The following is a 16,753-nucleotide window of genomic DNA, read 5'->3' as shown; positions in this document are numbered from 1 at the left end:
GCCCACGCGCTCAAGTTCTACGCCAAACTGCGCGAAACCTCGCCGCAATCTTGGCTCTACTCGCCTGACGGCGGCGGCCATACCGGCAACGGCACCCAACGCGAATCCGCCGACGAACTTGCCTGTGTCTTGCTGTTTTTGAAAGAGTTTTTAGGGTAGAAGCAAGCAGCAGGATTGACTGTTTTGTAAAGTTGAGAAACAAAATACTCTTGTTTCGGCAAGTGAAAAGAAGGCCGTCTGAAAAACGAATATTAAAGTTTTTCAGACGGCCTTCTTTTCTTTTAACTTTCAACATATCCCGATAAAATGGACACTTTGTAAGTGATCATTGATGGAAGACGCAATTATGGCAACCGAACCGAAAAATTATACACGATTTAGAAAATAATTTCAAACAAAACAATATATTAAAACTTAAACAAATCTTTCCCGAAGTCTTTTGCGAAGACCAAATCGACTTTGAGAAACTCAAACTTGTCCTTGGCGCAGAAAACCTTGCCGGTGTGGGCGAACGTTATCAACTCGATGCTGTAGAAACTAGTAGCGTTGTTTACAGTATTTCTAGGAGAATACTGAAACATGAACATGCACAAAAACACCCGTCTCACCCCGTCTCTGGATTTGGATATCCTCAACGGCATCATGCGCCAAGCCGTGTTGCAGCAGCTGCAAACCTACTTGGGCGCGGACACCATCATCGAAACACACATCACCCGCGATATGCTCGAACGCGCAGAAAAAATCCGCCTCTCCAACGCCTTGAGAGGCGTGTTTGAGGCGGATTTGGTGTACTAGGAACAATCAATGATTTCTCGGAAATGGATAAAGCCTGAAGGCGATTATTCGTTAGACGGTTTATCTGTCTGAGACGGTTTATCTGTCTGAGACTTGTGCGTTTGCAATATGCTCACTACCTTACCCTCATAACGCTGGCGTAACCACGCCTGTATCCGCTCGTAATCTTTGGCAGGTAGTGGCTGCTCCAATTCGAGAGAGACAACGACGATATCGTCATATGTATCTGTCTTCGGTTCTGCGTTTTTTTGGCTTTCAGACTGTTCGGAAACAGGCGTTGTTTGCGCTTTATCCCAAGCCAAGCCGCGTCCGACAACGATTTTTTCCGCTTCCGGATATTGGGCTTTTAATTCCTTAAGTACCGCTGCATCGTCGATATCGGAGGCTTTGCCTGCCAGTACGGTATCGATATAGGCCTGTTGCTCTTTCAGCTCATTTTGCTGCTGAACCGGGTTGTTTTGGCTTGCCAGCAATTCTTCGATTTTGGCATTGTCCCCTCCCGCATAGACCACGTTGACCTTCGGCTCTTTCACACCTGACGCTTCAAGGCTTTTCACGAGCAAGGCGGAAATTTTCTCGGCATTGCCCGTTCCATTGACAACCAGACTGACTTTATTTTCTCTATGGTTCAACATCTTACGCAGCACGAAAAAACCTTCCTGTTGCTTCGCAGTGGCAATGGCAGCATTGGCTCTGGTGTTGAAGATCTCCTGACGCACCAGTCCTGATGCCATATAGCCGCTCGGAATCATCACAGCCAACACGACGGCAGTAATAATGATGCTTTGCAACCGGCGTTTGGATTCCGTTACCAACCCCCTGCGCGGCAGCTTGAGCAGCTTGGAAAACAACAAGGTCGAAAAAGCGATGAACACGCAGTTGATGGCAAAAAGATATGAAGCACCGAGAAAGTAGTGCCAGTTGCCATGTGCCAGTCCGTAGCCCGCAGTACACAGGGGCGGCATCAATGCGGTAGCAATCGCCACACCCGGTATGGCATTGCCTCCTTCTTTTCGAGTCAGCGCCACAATACCCGCACTACCGCCGAAGAAGGCAATCAACACATCCCAAAGGGTCGGCTGAGTACGCGCCAAAAGCTCGCTTTGCGCCTCTTTAAGCGGGGTTAACAGGAAATACAACGTAGCGGTAATCAAGCTGATGACGACGAATATAATAATATTGCGCACGGCTTGACGGATCAGCGCAGTATCCCCTACCGCCAAACCGTAACCCATACCTACAATCGGCCCCATCAACGGCGAAATCAACATCGCGCCGATCACTACCGCCGTGCTGTTTACATTTAGACCGATACTCGCCACGGCAATGGCAAACATCAATACCCACATATTGGTTCCGGACACCCGAGTATTGGCGCGGATGACGGCATCAATTTTATCGGGATGGGCCTGGTCATGCGCAAGATTGAACACATCTTGCAACTTGGTCATGGCACCATTGTCTTCTTTTGGCTGATTTTCTTGTTCTTCTTGGTTTTTAATGTTTTCTTGGTCTTGCATTTTCATCCTTAAATCAATCTTAACGATTGTCTCTGAATATTTAATTAACTGGAATTTCGGATACTGATAATTATGCTTTAATACTGATTTCAAATATGATTAAGCAGATACCTTGCAGAAGGTTAGCATACACATGAAAACGCTGACAACGCTGATCCTGCGTAGGCCTTCACGAAACCAGCATATGCAAAAACCTTCTCTCAAATCCAATTTCTACTTTTTCAGCAGCAACCGCCATCAAAATTTTTTAAGGGGCTGTACTAGTAGATTAGCCCTAAATTTCACACCATTTTTGCAGGATTTTTAGCTGCCGGGACGGTGTGCCGAAGTTAAATCGAAATTCGCATTCTTTCAAGAACAACGGGAAAGATTTGCGATCGATTCCGTTGTATTTTCGCAAGACACGTTTTGCCTGATTCCAAAAATTCTCAATGCCGTTAATGTGGTTCTGACGGTCGGCAAATTCCTTGGAATGGTTGATGCGGTAATGGATGAAACCGCTCACGTCCAACTTGTCGTAGCTACTCAGACTATCGGTATAAACAATACTGTCCGGCATGATTTTCTTTTTGATGACAGGGAGTAACGTTTCAGACTTGGCATTATCCACCACAACGGTATAGACCCGTCCGTTGCGTTTCAGAATGCCGAAGACAACCACTTTTCCTGCCGCACCTCGACCACGTCTGCCTTTACGCTGTCCGCCGAAATAGCTTTCGTCCAGTTCGACAGAGCCCTCAAAAACCTCATCGGCAGCCAAGGCCAAATGATAGTTGATAACCATGCGGATTTTACGGTAGAACAGTGCTGCCGAATTGGGATGGATACCCAAAATATCGGCGGCAGAACGGGCGGTAACTTCGAGTACAAAAAAACGAAGCAGTTCTTTCTGTACTTTTTTTCTTTAATTTGCAGTGAGTTATCTTCATATTTCGAGGGTAACATATCTGCTAATCTAGTACAGCCCCTTGTTTTTAATAATGTTAATGTTAATACGTAACAAAAACAAATTCCTGCTTGTAGGTTAAAATCAGCATATGCTAATATGCGCAACAACAGGTTTTTCCAGAATAATCTGTGCTAAAATGCAGGATTAGATGGAAAACTCTATCCGAATTCGGTACAATACCGACGAATTATTTCCCTTAAACAACCTGCCGCAAGGCGAAAAGGAACGACTGACATGTCAAACATCGAACAACAAGTTAAAAAAATTGTTGCTGAACAACTGGGCGTAAACGAAGCCGAAGTGAAAAACGAATCTTCTTTCCAAGACGATTTGGGTGCTGACTCTCTGGACACCGTAGAACTGGTGATGGCTTTGGAAGAAGCTTTCGGCTGCGAAATCCCTGACGAAGACGCTGAAAAAATCACTACCGTACAATTGGCTATCGACTACATCAACGCCCACCAAGGCTAATCGGTCGCACCAAACATCCAGCCTCTGCTGCGCCATCGCAATAGAGGCTTTTACCTTATTATTAAACCCCTGAAATTTCAGACGGCATGAGTTTTGCCCGTTTTCACGAAGAAAAAGAGCAAGGCTGCCGCGAAAATCCCGACAACCAACAGCGAGATTATCATGAGTCAGAGAAGAGTAGTCATCACAGGTCTTGGCCAAGTATCACCGGTCGGCAACGACGTCGCCACCGCATGGAGCAATCTGCTCGCAGGCAAAAGCGGCATCGGACGGATTACCCGCTTTGACGCATCCGACATCAACAGCCAAATCGCCGGCGAAGTTCGCGATTTCGACATCGGCCAATACATCAGCGCGAAAGAAGCGCGCCGTATGGACGTGTTCATCCACTACGGTATTGCCGCCGCCCTGCAAGCCATCAATGATTCAGGCTTGGACGATTTGGAAACCCTCGACAAAGACCGCGTCGGTGTCAACATCGGCTCCGGTATCGGCGGCCTGCCCAGCATCGAAGCGACCGGCAAAGCCGTTATCGAAGGCGGCGCGCGCAAAATCAATCCTTTCTTTATTCCGGGTTCGCTGATTAACCTGATTTCCGGTCACGTGACCATCCTCAAAGGCTACCGCGGCCCGAGTTACGGCATGGTTTCTGCCTGTACAACCGGCGCACACTCCATCGGCGACTCTGCACGATTGATTAAATACGGCGACGCAGACGTGATGATTGCCGGTGGCGCAGAAGGCGCGATCAGCACTTTGGGCGTCGGCGGTTTTGCCGCCATGAAGGCACTTTCCACCCGCAACGACGACCCTGCTACCGCTTCCCGTCCGTGGGACAAAGGCCGTGACGGTTTCGTTATCGGCGAAGGCGCTGGCGTGCTGGTGTTGGAAGAATTGGAACACGCGAAAAAACGCGGTGCGAAAATTTACGCCGAAATCGTCGGCTTCGGTATGAGCTCCGATGCCTACCATATTACCGCGCCTAACGAAGAAGGCCCTGCATTGGCCGTTACCCGTGCCCTGAAAGATGCCGGCCTGAATCCTGAAGACGTTGATTACGTCAACGCACACGGTACATCGACTCCTTTGGGCGATGCCAACGAAACCAAAGCCATCAAACGCGCTTTGGGCGATCATGCGCGCAAAGTCATTGTTAACTCCACCAAATCCATGACCGGCCACTTGCTTGGCGCGGCCGGCGGTGTGGAAGCGTTATACAGCGTGTTGGCGGTACACGAGCAAAAATCTCCACCGACCATCAACATCTTTGAACAAGACGTTGAAGCCGGTTGCGATTTGGATTACTGCGCCAACGAAGCACGCGATGCGAAAATCGACGTTGCCATTTCCAATTCCTTCGGCTTTGGCGGTACCAACGGCACATTGGTATTCAAACGCTTCAAAGACTGATAGAAGGTTTTAAGTAGATTAAAAGGTCGTCTGAAACTTGGTTTTCAGACGACCTTTTTTTATTTTTAAATACAAATATTCTTGATAATCTGTATCATTTATATAAAAATATCGACTCCAATCAATATTGCCCGGATTTTATCGGGTAATCAACCCAATTACATTTTTATCAGGAGTCTGCAATGAAAACTATCCGTATTCTAGCATTGGCCGCTGCACTGGCCGCCGTGCCTGCATTTGCGTCTGATTTCGGCCATGAACAGGCATTGACCATAGACGGCAAGCCTGCCCATTTGGCAGAAACTTCAGCCCGTATTTTGGCAAACGAAACCCTGACTGCGCCGCAACTGGTCGAAGATATCACTGATGGATCCGGTTCGAAAAAAATTCCAGGTTATAAATTGATGATTATGGGCCGCACTTATTCGGTGGCGGCAGAAACCAAACCGCCGAAAGAGGGCCAAACTCAGTGGCGGGACAATACGTTCATTCATCGCGGCGTAAAACTGTTTGTCGGTATTCCGGTCAAAAACGGCAAGATGGATTTGGCGTCTGCCAGATTGATTAATATCGGCGTGGTTGACGATAACGGTGGTGCCGCGCCTCATGATGAGGGTGAAAAAATCCGTCCGGTCGGTAAGCAGCTGATGTCCCCCGATACCAAAGTGGGAAATGTGAAACTCAATATTGCCAAACTGACGTTGCCAAATATGAAATTAGGCGAAACCAGTGGCGGTGGTGTGAAATTGGAAGCATCGGCAACATTGGACGGTAAGCCGATACAGACTAAAATCGACAGCACTTTCTCCCGCTTCTATTCCGCTAAACCAGCCGCTACACGGCCGTTTATGGCAGATGCACGGTTTGTGAAATAATCGTAAAGGCCGTCTGAAATCCAGTTTCAGACGGCCTTTTATATAACGAAGCTGCATAAGTTTAGTTTTTCATAGATTAAAGGTAAGGAGTTAAAAAAGCGTAGAATGGCGATTTTAAAAATTCATCATTGGAGGTAGATCATGACAGTAACGATTTTAGACGGCGGAATGGGGCGTGAACTGCATCGGCGCGGCGCACCGTTTCGTCAGCCGGAATGGTCTGCTTTGGCTTTGATGGAAGCACCGGATATTGTGCGTGAAACGCATTTGGATTTTCTCCAGGCCGGTGCACAGGTGATTACGACCAACAGCTATGCGCTTGTACCGTTTCATATCGGGCAGGAGCGCTTTGATGCTCAAGCTGCCGAATGGGCAAGGCTTTCCGGCCGTTTGGCGCGTGAAGCGGTGGAACAAAGCGGGACTACTGCAAAAGTGGCCGCAAGCCTGCCGCCGTTATTCGGTTCTTACCGCCCTGACTTGTTTGACAAACAAGTCGCACCTGCTTTGGCGCGCCCTTTAATATCGGGTTTGATGCCGTTTGCTGATATTTGGTTGGCAGAAACCGTATCCAGCTTGGAAGAAGCGCGTTTCTGGCGCAACAGTCTGCCTGATGACGGTAAGCCGTTTTGGGTGTCGTTTACTTTGGAAGATACGATGCCGCATGATGTACCGGTGTTGCGTTCGGGGGAAAACGTGCACGAGGCGGCGGATTTCGCGGTAGAAATAGGTGCGGTGGCAATGTTGTTCAATTGCAGTCAGCCTGAAGTAATGGCAGAAGCTTTGAAAGTGGCACATGAAGCCCAAGGCCGTCTGAAACTGGGTGTTTACGCCAATGCATTTGAACCGGTACAAGGACAGATGAACGAGGCCAACGATGGTTTGGATCCGATTCGCGCTGATGCCACGCCGGAAAATTATTTGGCATGGGCGAGACAATGGGCGGATTTGGGTGCTGAAATCATCGGCGGGTGCTGCGGTATCGCACCTGAACATATCCGTGCGTTGGCGCAAGGATTTAAGGCCGTCTGAAAGCAGCTGCATAATATTTTGATACGGTTAGAACAGGCTAAAAAAGCCGGTAATGCCGTCGCTTCACAAACACATAATGATAAAAATCAGGAATAAACATGTCGCAAAAATCTCAAATCGGCTTGGCCGCGCTGACGGCCTTGGTTATCAGTTCCATGATTGGTTCGGGTATTTTCAGCCTGCCGCAGAATATGGCTGCCGTTGCAGGTTCGCAGGCTTTGCTGTTGGGTTGGCTGATTACCGGTGTGGGCATTATCTTCCTCGGCCTGTCATTTTCGGCCTTGTCCAAACTTAAGCCCGAATTGGATGGCGGTATTTATACGTACGCCCGCGACGGCTTCGGCGATTTGATGGGTTTTTTCTCGGCGTGGGGCTATTGGCTTTGCACCACGGTCGGTATTGTCGGCTATTTGGTGGTTGCGTTTGAAGCAGTAGGCGGATTTGTCGATACGCCGGACAACGTGATTTTCGGCAAAGGCAACACATTTGCTGCTTTTGTTGGAGAATCAGTAATTGTGTGGCTGATTTACTGGTTGGTGGTGCGCGGTATTAAAGAAGCGGCAGGAGTGAACCTGATTGCGACGGCAGTCAAAGTATTTCCGCTGATTTTATTTATTGGTATGGCAGCCTATTTCTTTCAAACCGAAGTGTTTATGTCCGATTGGACAGGGGCGAGCCTTGCTACGCCTGAAAATCCTGATGTCAGCCTGATGACGCAGGTGAAAAACACAATGCTGATTACGCTGTGGGTGTTTACCGGTATTGAGGGTGCGGCGGTTTTGTCCAAGCATGCGCGAAGTCGTGCTGATGTCGGTCGAGCAACCATTATCGGCGTCAGCTTGACGCTGGCCATGTATGTGGCAATTACCGTCTTGGCTCAAGGCATTTTGCCTCGTGCGGATATTGCAGCAATGGCTAATCCGTCTATGGCGGGCGTGTTGGCGCACATGGTCGGCTCTTGGGGTAAAGTGTTGATTTCTTCCTGCCTGATTGTGTCTGTGCTGTCGTCTTATTTAAGCTGGACGCTGTATGTGTGGGGTGGTGTTAGTTTTGTCATAGATATATAACGAGAAAAAAAGGCGGAAATTATTGAAAGACTAAGGAAATTTAAAAAAGTGGGGGAAATTTTAGAATTGCGAAAAAAGCGCGAAATCTGACAGTTTTTTGTCGGTTTCGCGCTTTTTTTGTCATGGGAATTATCGGGAAGTTGTTTATTTTGATATGCCGCAGCTCCAGAGGTATTTGCCGAGGATTTGGAAGTCGGCGGGGGTGGAGGCGGACAGGGTCAGTTGGGTTGTCGGGTAGATGGATTTATTTGGGTTGTCGCTGATGATGTTGAGTGTATCGGCGGTCAGGCGTTGCAGGCGTTTGACTCGGAGTTCGTCTTGTTGCCGGAAGAGGTAGATTCCTTCCCGGGTGTAGCGCGTGGCGGTTTGCCATAGGACGGTGCCTTGGTCGATTAGGGTTGGAAACATGCTGTCCCCGTCGATACGGGTACAGAAGCAGTCTGCGGGGGAGAGCTGCAGGTGTTTGAAGAAGGCGGTTCGGAACCACATGGCTTCGGGGTTGGTATCCCACGGTATTGCGCCGCTGCCTGCGCTGGCGAAGACTTCTTTGTAATAGCGGACGGGTACGATGTCGCGCGTATCCTGACGTGCCGCCCAGTCTGCGTAATCCATATTTTCGATATGCGCTACATCGGGTTGAGTGTTGCGGACTTCAAGCGGTGTGTCTGTTTCCGCGCCATCTATCAAATGGAGCAAGCCTTTTTGTTCCAATTCATCAATAACATAAGGAGGAAGAGGGTAGATTCTTTTAACACCTTTCTTCCCACCTTGTGAAGGTGCTTCTTCATATTCCCAATGTTCTCTTTCTGCCCTGTATTGAATGGCGCGTGTTGTATTCGGCAGGCTTATCAGATTCAACTGGGTAATCAAATTCTGAATTTCAGAGATGCTGAATTTTGGCTCTTTCATTTCCATGCTCCAATTAAAAACATGGAAAAAATCTTAGAAATTATTTTCATATTTAAAACAATCACTTGTCAAAACAACATAGAAAAGCATGGAAATTTTAGTTGCGAAATAATTTCCAAGTTATATAATTTTAAAAACAGCGAAACGGCAACTTTAAAACAGTATAACCGATTTTGCAGTGTTCTTTAACAATTTGGAAATAGCCAAAAAAATGACGGGTATTCGGCCCGTCAGGAAGGAGACTGTTTAACAGGTCGTCTGAAACGGTTCGGACGACCGATTAAGCGGTTTTGCTTAGATACTTTATACAGAAAGGAATCAAAATGAAGCACATTGCAAATATTATGCAGATGAACGATTGGGATATGAATCAAGAAAGTACAGTGGGGCGGATATTGGAATATGGTCGCGGGAAGACTAAAAAATTCGTCATCGAATGGTTGGGTGGAGAGAAAACCGAAGTGAAAGGCGGTTATTACGATGCCTGTGCTATAGGTTTGAATGCTGATACTTGGAACTTTATTCGTCGAATTTAATAAGGTTAAACAGGTCGTCTGAAACGGCGGACGACCTGTCTAGATAATAAAGAAAGGAAAACGATGAGTGGTATGCATCCTGAAATGATACGGGCGGAAATCAAAATGAAGGGACTGTCGCTTGCCGATGTGGCTGCGATGGCAGGTATAGGCGAAAGCACAGTGCGTCAGGCTTTGAGAAAGCCGTCGACTGCCGGCGAGATGGCGATTGCGAAAGTGTTGGGCAAGCCCTTGTATGAGCTGTGGCCTGAACGGTGGACGAAAGACGGGCGGCGCATCCGCCCCCGCTATGCTTATTTATATAAAGAGGCGGCAGCATGAAAACGCATTATTCGATTTCCGAGTTATTGGAAATGAACTTGGAAAAATTTCCTAAGACGAACAGAGCAATCTTATATAAGGTTGAACGAGAGAAGTGGTCTTTTATTGAAGCCTCTTGTCAGGGTGGGAAAAACGGCAAACGCCGCGAATATGCACCGCCCCCAGAGGTGTTGAAACTGATTCAGGCGAAGAAGCTGAACGAGGTTTTGGGCGGTTTGTCAGATTTGCCCGCCCCCCTGTCTTCTTATGAAGAAAAAGGCGGCGAGGAGGCGGGGCTGCCCTCTCCCGATGTGCGAGGGGGACAGCTTACCATCGGCGTTGCGGACGGCTCGACGGAGAAACAACGGCTGTGCGAATCGGCACGACGCGGGGTTTTGTCTGCGGTCGAGCTGGTAATGGCGGAATCGGGTGTGTCGAAGGAGGCGGCGATGACGACTGTTTTGACGCAGGCGAAGATGCCTGGCTTCGAGCATATTGCGAAGCTGTTTTCTTTGGCTGCCGACGGGCGCGGCGGCGGTGGGAAGCTGCCGAGCGTACGGACCATCAAGAGGTGGTTTGCGGCGCGGGAATCTAACAGCCTCGCGCCGAAATCTAGAACCGAGGATATGAACGTCCCGTCTTGGCTGCCGGTGTTTTTGGAATGCTACCGGCTGCCGATGAAGCCTTCTGTTTCTGAAGCTTACCGCTTGTTTGTGAACAGGCTGGAGGCTTTGCCCTCTCCCCAACCCTCTCCCACGGGGAGAGGGGGCGATGTGCCGAGTATCCATCAGGTGCGCCGGTGGTTGGGCAAGCTTGGCAATGTGGAGCGTGAACGCGGACGACGCGGCGCGCGGGATTTGAAAAATATCCTGCCGCACAAACGGCGCGATTTCCTGCACTTGAAACCTGCCGCCATCTACACCGCCGACGGTCATACGTTTGATGCGGAGGTGTTGAATCCGTTATCGGGGCTGCCGTTCAGACCTGAAATTACGACGGTTTTGGACGTTGGCACAAGACGGTGTATGGGCTGGAGCGTGGGGCTGGCGGAAAGCCGGTTTACCGTGCTTGAGGCTTTAAGCCACGCGAGCCGCGCGGCCATCGGTGCGCTTTGGTATGTGGACTGGGGTCGTGGCTTTGAAAACTTGATGATGACGGATGAGGCAACGGGTCTGATGGGCAGGCTGGGTATGACGATGACGCATTCGCGGGCTTATAACTCGCAAGCGAAGGGCGCGTCGGAACGCAGCCATAATATTTTCACACGGGCGGCGGCGAACCTGCCGTCTTTTGTGGGAAAAAATATGGACGACGAGGCGCGGCAGAAGCTGTTTAAGTTGTCGCGTAAGGAAGTCCGCCTGCACGGGAAGATTTTGAATTCGCCGATTCCTACTTGGGATGAGTTTAAGGGCTATATCGAACGGGTGGTGGACGAATATAACGACCGACCGCACCGTTCGCTGCCTAAGTTTACCGACCGCGATGGCAAACGCCGGCATATGTCGCCTAATGAGTTTTGGGCTTTGAAGGTGGCGGAGTTTGGCGAGCCGCCGAGAGTGTCGCCGGAGGAGGAAGGGTATTTGTTCCGACCGCAGGTGATGCGCACGGTACGGCGCGGAGAGGTATCGCTGTTCAGCAATACTTATTATTCCGCCGAACTGATGGAGTTCAACGGCGAAACGGTCAGGGTCGGCTACGACGTGCAGGACGCGCTTTGGGTTTGGATTTACGACGATGTCGGCCGCCTTATCTGCAAAGCGGAATGGCATGGAAATTCGACGGATTATATGCCTGTCAGCGTCTTGGAGCGCGCGGAAGACAAACGCAACGACGAGCGTCTGAAACGCAACGAGCTTCAACAACAAAACATCCTGAAAGAACGCCGCGTACCGACCATCGAACATCAGGACTCGGTCAATATCGGGGGGATGGTGCTGGATATGGGTCAAATCAAGGCTAAGGCTGCCGCATTGGCAGCACGCCGAAACCGTGAGGACGATTTAACGGTCGAGGCTGTGGCAGTGAAGACGGTGGAAATGCCGTCTGAAACGGAAGCTGCTGCGGGATGGTCGGTACCGTCCGAAGCATCGGAGCGGTTTGCGCTGTATCAGCGTCTTTGCGGTCAGACGGATTTGCCGCCGCAGGCGCAAAGATGGCTGGAGCGGTATCCGCAAAGCAATGAGTATAAGGCGTTGTCCAAACGGGCGATGCTGGCTTGATTTCAGACGACCTTTCGGGGTTTTAAACAAGGTTTATTCACTAATTTAAAAGGATTTTAAAAATGAAAATTGCAAATATCAACAATCTGTCTTTGGTCTCCGTTGCGATGGAGCGTTTGGTTAACCGTCAGGACGGTTTGCCGGGTTTGGGTGTGTTGTACGGCCCTTCGGGTTTCGGTAAGACGACGGCGACGGTGGCGGTGGCGAATGAGACACGAGCTTACTATGTCCAGCTGCGCAGCGCATGGAGCAAAAAGACGCTGTTGGAAAAAATCTGCTTCGAGATGGGCTTGCCGCCTGCCCGGACGGCGGCGGGTTGTTTGGATGTGATCTGCGAACAGTTGGCCGCCAGCCAACGTCCGTTGATTTTGGATGAGGCGGACTATTTGGTTACGCATAAGGGATTGGTCGAGCTGGTGCGCGACATCTACGAGGGCAGCCAAGCCCCGCTGATGTTGGTGGGCGAGGAGATGTTGCCGACCAAGCTGAAGAAATTCGAGCGTTTCCACGGTCGCGTGTTGGCTTGGGTACCTGCGCAGCCTGTCGATTTGGCAGACGCGGAAGAGTTGGCGAAGGTTTACGCACCTGATTTGACGTTTGAAAAAGATGCGCTGTCTTATTTGGTGGATTTGGCGCACGGCTCGGTACGCCGCGTAACGGTCAATTTGGTCAATCTGTTGGAGCTTGCCAACCAGCAAGGCTTGGATACGGTAACGCGCGAGGTTTGTGCGAAAGCCGATCTGTACAAGGGCGAAGCACCTAAACGCGGGGTCAAATTATGAGCGTGACGACATTGACGAAGCCCCGCAACCGCCGACAAGAGATTTGGAACTGTCTGCGGGGCAATAAGGACAGGCTTCAGACGGTCTCTGAAATCGCCAAAGCCTGCCAACTGAGCGGGAATACGGTGTACACGTATCTGAAAGCTCTTAATAAAGGCGGGTTTGTGTCGATACAGAAGGGTTCGGACTTTTGCAGCCCGTACGGATACCGACTGGAGCGGGATGCGGGTGTGGATGCGCCCCGCTTGTCTGATGACGGTCAGCCGTTGAAATGTCCGGTAACGGAAGCCTTGTGGCGAACGATGCGGATTTTGAAAACCTTTGACTTGGACAGCCTGACGGCCCACGTCAATATGACACACCCTGTCAGCCGCAGTATGGCCAAGGTTTATGCTCAACACCTTGAAGCAGCGGGTTATCTGAAAAATACGGGCAACGCTCGGAAAAAATCGTTTGTCCTTTTGAAGAATACAGGGTCGAAAGCACCGCAGCTGCTGGCTGTCAGAGAGGTGTACGACCCAAATATAAACGAAATTGTATTAAGGGAGGTTCCTGATTATGAATAAAAAAGATTATATGAAAGAAGATTGGTACGCGGTTTTGAAGGAAGAGGTCGAGAAAGACGGACTGATGAAGACTGCGGCAAAACTCCGATACAGCGCGACAAGCATCAGTCTGATTTTGAACGGCAAATACAACGGCAAGCCTGACAAAGTTGCTGCGAAAGTGGCGGATGTATTTCGCAAGGTGATGTGTCCGTTTGAAGGTCGACGGATGGAACGAGCCGAATGTATTGAAATCTCTCTCTCCCCCGCTCCGACGCATAACCCTATCAAAATGCAGCACTGGCGGGCATGTCAAAAGTGTGAAATTAAACCATGCGAAAAGCGTAAAAAGGTTGGCTGAAATGAGACACGAATATGCGGTACACGCCGGAGTCTATGAGGACACTTGGCACGATTATGAAACCCATAAACGGCGGAAGATTTGGCGTGCGGATATACGCGGCAAGCGGAAAGAAGGCTTCGCATGGTTGCAAATCCGCCGACTGCGGAAACGCTTCGAGAGCAAAGAGGAAGCCAAGGAATGGGCGGCGCAGGTTAAGGCGGATTGGGTGCGCAATAATTTTTTTGCCTTAAGAAAATATTAAGTAATTGATTTATAAGGAAATAGGAAAATGTCTAATTTGTTTTGCGAACGGAAAACCAAGTGGATCGGTTTGGCTTTTTGGTTGTTGTTTTGGGCGGTTTTGGTGGGAACGATGCTTCACAGCTGCTCTAAGCCGGTGGTGTCGGCGGCGAAGTTGGAAATGTCACGCCGCGAGCGGATGGCGGACTTGGAGGCTCAAGCCTTGGGCGAGCAATACGAGTCGATGAGTACGGAGGAAAAAATGAAGGGGATTGTTTATGAGCGATAAGCCATTGAGCCCTACGGCGAAACAAGAGGCTTTGGATCGGGCGGTAAAGGAAATCCGCGCGAAATATGGTGATAAGGCGATTTTGAAAGGATGTGTGAAATGAGTTTCGGACGACGTAATACGGATTGGCAGGCTTGGGGACAACACCGCAGGCGTACGACGGCGCGAATGGCGCAAAAAAGCCGGGAGCGTGAAATCGAAGAATATCAGGCGCGTTTCAGACGGCCTGTTGACAAGAAGGAGGAGAAAAAATGATTTGGTTTGTTGTCGGATTGGCGGTGTTGGTGCTGCTGGGGATTTGGCTTGAAATGCTGGCCCGAATCGTCGTGTTGCACATGACAGGTAAATGGCATGACGACAATTAAAACGGTAAGTCGTTGATGTTGCTCTATATTTTTTTGCCTTATTGAAAATATAAGATGTTGATTTAAAAGGATTTAAGAAATGAATCAAAAAGAAATTACCGAATGGATCGAAGACCGTGGCGAGCTGATGCTCATGAAGAAGGACGGCGAGGGATTTGTGATTGCCGCGCGTGCGCCGGACGGGATGTGGAAAACGGCGGAGGCGGAAACTTTGGCTCGGGCGATAACTTTATGGGAGGAAGCGTGATGAAGGTATTAGACCCGTGTTGCGGCAGCCGGATGATGTGGTTCGATAAAAATAACCCTGAAGCTGTTTTCGGCGATAAACGCAAAGAAATCCATCTACTGAAAGACCGGAAATATCTGCGCAAACTGGAAATTAATCCCGATGTGGTTATGGATTTTACAAATATCCCTTTTCCTGACAACACGTTCGCAGTAGTGGTTTTCGATCCGCCTCATTTACAAAGAGCGGGAGAAAAATCTTGGCTTGCAAAAAAATACGGGGTGTTGGGCAATGAGTGGAGAGAAGATTTTCGTAAAGGGTTTGCTGAGTGTTTCCGGGTATTGCGTCCTGACGGCATATTGATTTTTAAGTGGAGTGAAAATCAAATCCCTGTGAAAGAGATTCTTGCTCTGACTAACGTAGAACCACTTATTGGGCACGTTAGCATGAAGCATAAGCAAAACCAAACACAGACACATTGGATAACGTTTTTGAAGGAAGAAGCGTCATGAGCATTGGAATGATGATTTATCTCTTGATCTGCGGGCTGATTGGTTTGGCACTGGTGGTTTTGGCACTGATGAGCCTGATTGAAAACTGGTTTAAGCAGCGGACTAAAGCTGTTGTTTTGGATGCCTGCGGTATGTTTTTTGGGTTGATTGTTGTCCTTGTGGCGTTTTTGGCGATTCTTGGGGTGGTTAAATGATTGAAATCAGAAGTAAAAACTTTGTTGCGTACAACGCGAGTGAAAGTGTTTTGGAAAGCATCATCAAGGATGTTTTCACGGGGGCGATGTTAGGGTTTTGTGTGTATATCAGCCATTGGTCAGCCTCAGTGTTTTGGACATTTATCAGCGGTTTGATGTTTTTGTCTTATCTGGGCATTAAGTTGGGCAGGTTGATGCGTGACAAGCAAACTAAGTTTGAAACTTGGTCAGAGTTTAAGACATGGATCGATAAACAAGCTGAACTTGAAAATCACTTGGCAGGTAATGTTCAAATCGTAAAAGGCAATGGAAATGTACAGGCTGGTGGCGATGTTTGGAAGGATAAACAATGAACATCAAATGCCCGAACTGCGGGGCGGTGCATAGTCTGGACAGCTTAATCAACGATGCCGACGCATCGTCTGTATTGCGGGCTGTGTTGGAGATGGATGCTGAAATGGGCAAGGCGGCGATACGGTATATCGGTTTGTTCCGCCCCGCCAAGTCCCAGCTCTCTTGGGCGCGTACCGCGAAACTGCTGAATGAGTTGCTGCCGATGATTAAGGCACAGGAGGCGGCACGCGACGGGGTTTGTTTCCCCGCTCCTACCGAGGCTTGGATTCACGGTTTTAATGAAACCGTTAATGCCCGCGACCAAGGCCGTCTGAAACTGCCCTTAAAGTCGCATGGTTATTTGCTGGAGATTATCAGCCAGTGGCAGGGTTCGGGGGTGCCCTCTCCCCAGCCCTCTCCCACGGGGAGAGGGGGCGAAGGCGGCGCACCGTCCAAGCTGCGGCAGGGTGTGGCAGCCTTGGGCGAATGGGCAGGAGAAGATTGGGCGAAACGAGAAATCGCTTCAGGTTTTACATTGCTTGCCGCGCTCAATCTACCCAACCGACCGGCAGCGCAGGATATGCCGGTAGTTGCGGAAATTTGGTATCGGAAACTGATGGAGAAAAAAGAAATCGTCTCGCCGGAGTATGACCCGATACGGATTCAGACGGGGTTTAAGGTATTGCAGGCGGCGGAAACATGGCCGCACCCCGCCGAACTGCTCCGCAACCTGCCGCCACGGTTGATACCAAGGGCGATGCTGGCAAAGCCCGCGCCGGATAAGGAAAAAGGCCGTCAGAAAATGGCGGAAGTGAAAGATGTTTTAAACAAGAAAGGTAAGTGA

At 49.5% G+C, this 16,753-nt stretch carries 21 protein-coding genes and 2 pseudogenes; 20 read left to right on the top strand and 3 right to left on the bottom strand.

What is annotated here, in order from left to right; all coding sequences use genetic code 11:
• Positions 1-603: 603 nt before the first annotated feature.
• Positions 604-795, top strand: a pseudogene (locus ACTHS3_RS00830) (aminotransferase class IV); the annotation flags it as partial.
• A 44-nt stretch (positions 796-839) separates the two neighbouring features.
• Here ACTHS3_RS00830 and ACTHS3_RS00825 read toward each other — a convergent pair.
• Positions 840-2,315, bottom strand: coding sequence for a DUF389 domain-containing protein (locus ACTHS3_RS00825; RefSeq protein WP_049344980.1), 1,476 nt, complete (start codon positions 2,313-2,315; stop codon positions 840-842).
• 274 nt (positions 2,316-2,589) lie between these two features.
• A pseudogene (locus tag ACTHS3_RS00820) lies at positions 2,590-3,244 on the bottom strand (IS1595 family transposase).
• Positions 3,245-3,498: 254 nt separating this feature from the next.
• Here ACTHS3_RS00820 and acpP point away from each other — a divergent pair.
• The 5 genes from acpP (at position 3,499) to ACTHS3_RS00795 (ending at position 8,116) form a co-directional block, all read left to right on the top strand.
• A complete protein-coding gene (acpP, locus tag ACTHS3_RS00815; protein WP_003679644.1) occupies positions 3,499-3,735 on the top strand; it encodes an acyl carrier protein in 237 nt (78 codons plus the stop codon).
• A 162-nt stretch (positions 3,736-3,897) separates the two neighbouring features.
• The gene (fabF, locus tag ACTHS3_RS00810) at positions 3,898-5,145 is read left to right on the top strand and encodes a beta-ketoacyl-ACP synthase II (protein ID WP_039861923.1); all 1,248 of its coding nucleotides are present in this window, start codon (positions 3,898-3,900) and stop codon (positions 5,143-5,145) included.
• A gap of 182 nt (positions 5,146-5,327) precedes the next feature.
• Positions 5,328-6,020 carry a hypothetical protein gene (locus ACTHS3_RS00805; RefSeq protein WP_440366843.1) on the top strand — a complete coding sequence of 231 codons (693 nt, stop codon included), beginning with the start codon at positions 5,328-5,330 and terminating at the stop codon, positions 6,018-6,020.
• A gap of 141 nt (positions 6,021-6,161) precedes the next feature.
• On the top strand, positions 6,162-7,049 hold the full coding sequence (locus tag ACTHS3_RS00800; protein WP_440366841.1) for a homocysteine S-methyltransferase family protein: 888 nt from the start codon (positions 6,162-6,164) through the stop codon (positions 7,047-7,049).
• A gap of 98 nt (positions 7,050-7,147) precedes the next feature.
• Positions 7,148-8,116 (top strand): amino acid permease, encoded by a 969-nt coding sequence (locus ACTHS3_RS00795; protein WP_440366839.1) that lies wholly within the window; start codon positions 7,148-7,150, stop codon positions 8,114-8,116.
• Between the two features lie 144 nt (positions 8,117-8,260).
• Here ACTHS3_RS00795 and ACTHS3_RS00790 read toward each other — a convergent pair whose 3' ends face one another.
• Positions 8,261-9,025 (bottom strand): S24 family peptidase, encoded by a 765-nt coding sequence (locus ACTHS3_RS00790; RefSeq protein ID WP_063076376.1) that lies wholly within the window; start codon positions 9,023-9,025, stop codon positions 8,261-8,263.
• Positions 9,026-9,348: 323 nt separating this feature from the next.
• On the opposite strand from ACTHS3_RS00790, the gene ACTHS3_RS00785 reads away from it, so the two are divergent.
• From ACTHS3_RS00785 to ACTHS3_RS00720, 14 genes are all read left to right on the top strand, one after another.
• Positions 9,349-9,561: a hypothetical protein gene (locus ACTHS3_RS00785; protein WP_049352588.1), complete on the top strand. Its 213-nt coding sequence runs from the start codon at positions 9,349-9,351 to the stop codon at positions 9,559-9,561.
• A 63-nt stretch (positions 9,562-9,624) separates the two neighbouring features.
• Positions 9,625-9,882: a helix-turn-helix domain-containing protein gene (locus ACTHS3_RS00780; protein WP_049352586.1), complete on the top strand. Its 258-nt coding sequence runs from the start codon at positions 9,625-9,627 to the stop codon at positions 9,880-9,882.
• Positions 9,879-12,080, top strand: coding sequence for a Mu transposase C-terminal domain-containing protein (locus tag ACTHS3_RS00775; RefSeq protein WP_440366836.1), 2,202 nt, complete (start codon positions 9,879-9,881; stop codon positions 12,078-12,080). The genes ACTHS3_RS00780 and ACTHS3_RS00775 overlap by 4 nt, the downstream gene beginning before the upstream one ends.
• A gap of 62 nt (positions 12,081-12,142) precedes the next feature.
• Positions 12,143-12,862 (top strand): AAA family ATPase, encoded by a 720-nt coding sequence (locus tag ACTHS3_RS00770; protein WP_049358176.1) that lies wholly within the window; start codon positions 12,143-12,145, stop codon positions 12,860-12,862.
• On the top strand, positions 12,859-13,428 hold the full coding sequence (locus tag ACTHS3_RS00765) for a helix-turn-helix transcriptional regulator (protein WP_070695161.1): 570 nt from the start codon (positions 12,859-12,861) through the stop codon (positions 13,426-13,428). Before ACTHS3_RS00770 ends, ACTHS3_RS00765 begins: the two co-directional genes overlap by 4 nt.
• Positions 13,421-13,768, top strand: coding sequence for a hypothetical protein (locus ACTHS3_RS00760; protein WP_083314034.1), 348 nt, complete (start codon positions 13,421-13,423; stop codon positions 13,766-13,768). Before ACTHS3_RS00765 ends, ACTHS3_RS00760 begins: the two co-directional genes overlap by 8 nt.
• 1 nt (position 13,769) lies before the next feature.
• Entirely contained in the window at positions 13,770-14,012 is a 243-nt protein-coding gene (locus tag ACTHS3_RS00755) for a toxin PIN (protein WP_025457345.1), read from the top strand.
• Positions 14,013-14,039: 27 nt separating this feature from the next.
• Positions 14,040-14,279: a hypothetical protein gene (locus ACTHS3_RS00750; RefSeq protein ID WP_063076373.1), complete on the top strand. Its 240-nt coding sequence runs from the start codon at positions 14,040-14,042 to the stop codon at positions 14,277-14,279.
• 99 nt (positions 14,280-14,378) lie between these two features.
• Complete coding sequence (locus ACTHS3_RS00745) at positions 14,379-14,534, top strand: hypothetical protein (protein ID WP_168162973.1); 156 nt, start codon at positions 14,379-14,381, stop codon at positions 14,532-14,534.
• 189 nt (positions 14,535-14,723) lie between these two features.
• Positions 14,724-14,891, top strand: coding sequence for a hypothetical protein (locus ACTHS3_RS00740; protein ID WP_168162972.1), 168 nt, complete (start codon positions 14,724-14,726; stop codon positions 14,889-14,891).
• Positions 14,891-15,382: a methyltransferase domain-containing protein gene (locus ACTHS3_RS00735; protein ID WP_070646216.1), complete on the top strand. Its 492-nt coding sequence runs from the start codon at positions 14,891-14,893 to the stop codon at positions 15,380-15,382. Before ACTHS3_RS00740 ends, ACTHS3_RS00735 begins: the two co-directional genes overlap by 1 nt.
• Positions 15,379-15,576 (top strand): hypothetical protein, encoded by a 198-nt coding sequence (locus ACTHS3_RS00730; protein WP_049343825.1) that lies wholly within the window; start codon positions 15,379-15,381, stop codon positions 15,574-15,576. The genes ACTHS3_RS00735 and ACTHS3_RS00730 overlap by 4 nt, the downstream gene beginning before the upstream one ends.
• Entirely contained in the window at positions 15,573-15,929 is a 357-nt protein-coding gene (locus ACTHS3_RS00725) for a hypothetical protein (RefSeq protein ID WP_070646213.1), read from the top strand. Before ACTHS3_RS00730 ends, ACTHS3_RS00725 begins: the two co-directional genes overlap by 4 nt.
• A complete protein-coding gene (locus ACTHS3_RS00720; protein WP_070646210.1) occupies positions 15,926-16,753 on the top strand; it encodes a hypothetical protein in 828 nt (275 codons plus the stop codon). The genes ACTHS3_RS00725 and ACTHS3_RS00720 overlap by 4 nt, the downstream gene beginning before the upstream one ends.

Source organism: Neisseria sp. P0009.S007 (assembly GCF_051962515.1).
This window is presented reverse-complemented; position numbering and strand designations above follow the sequence as displayed.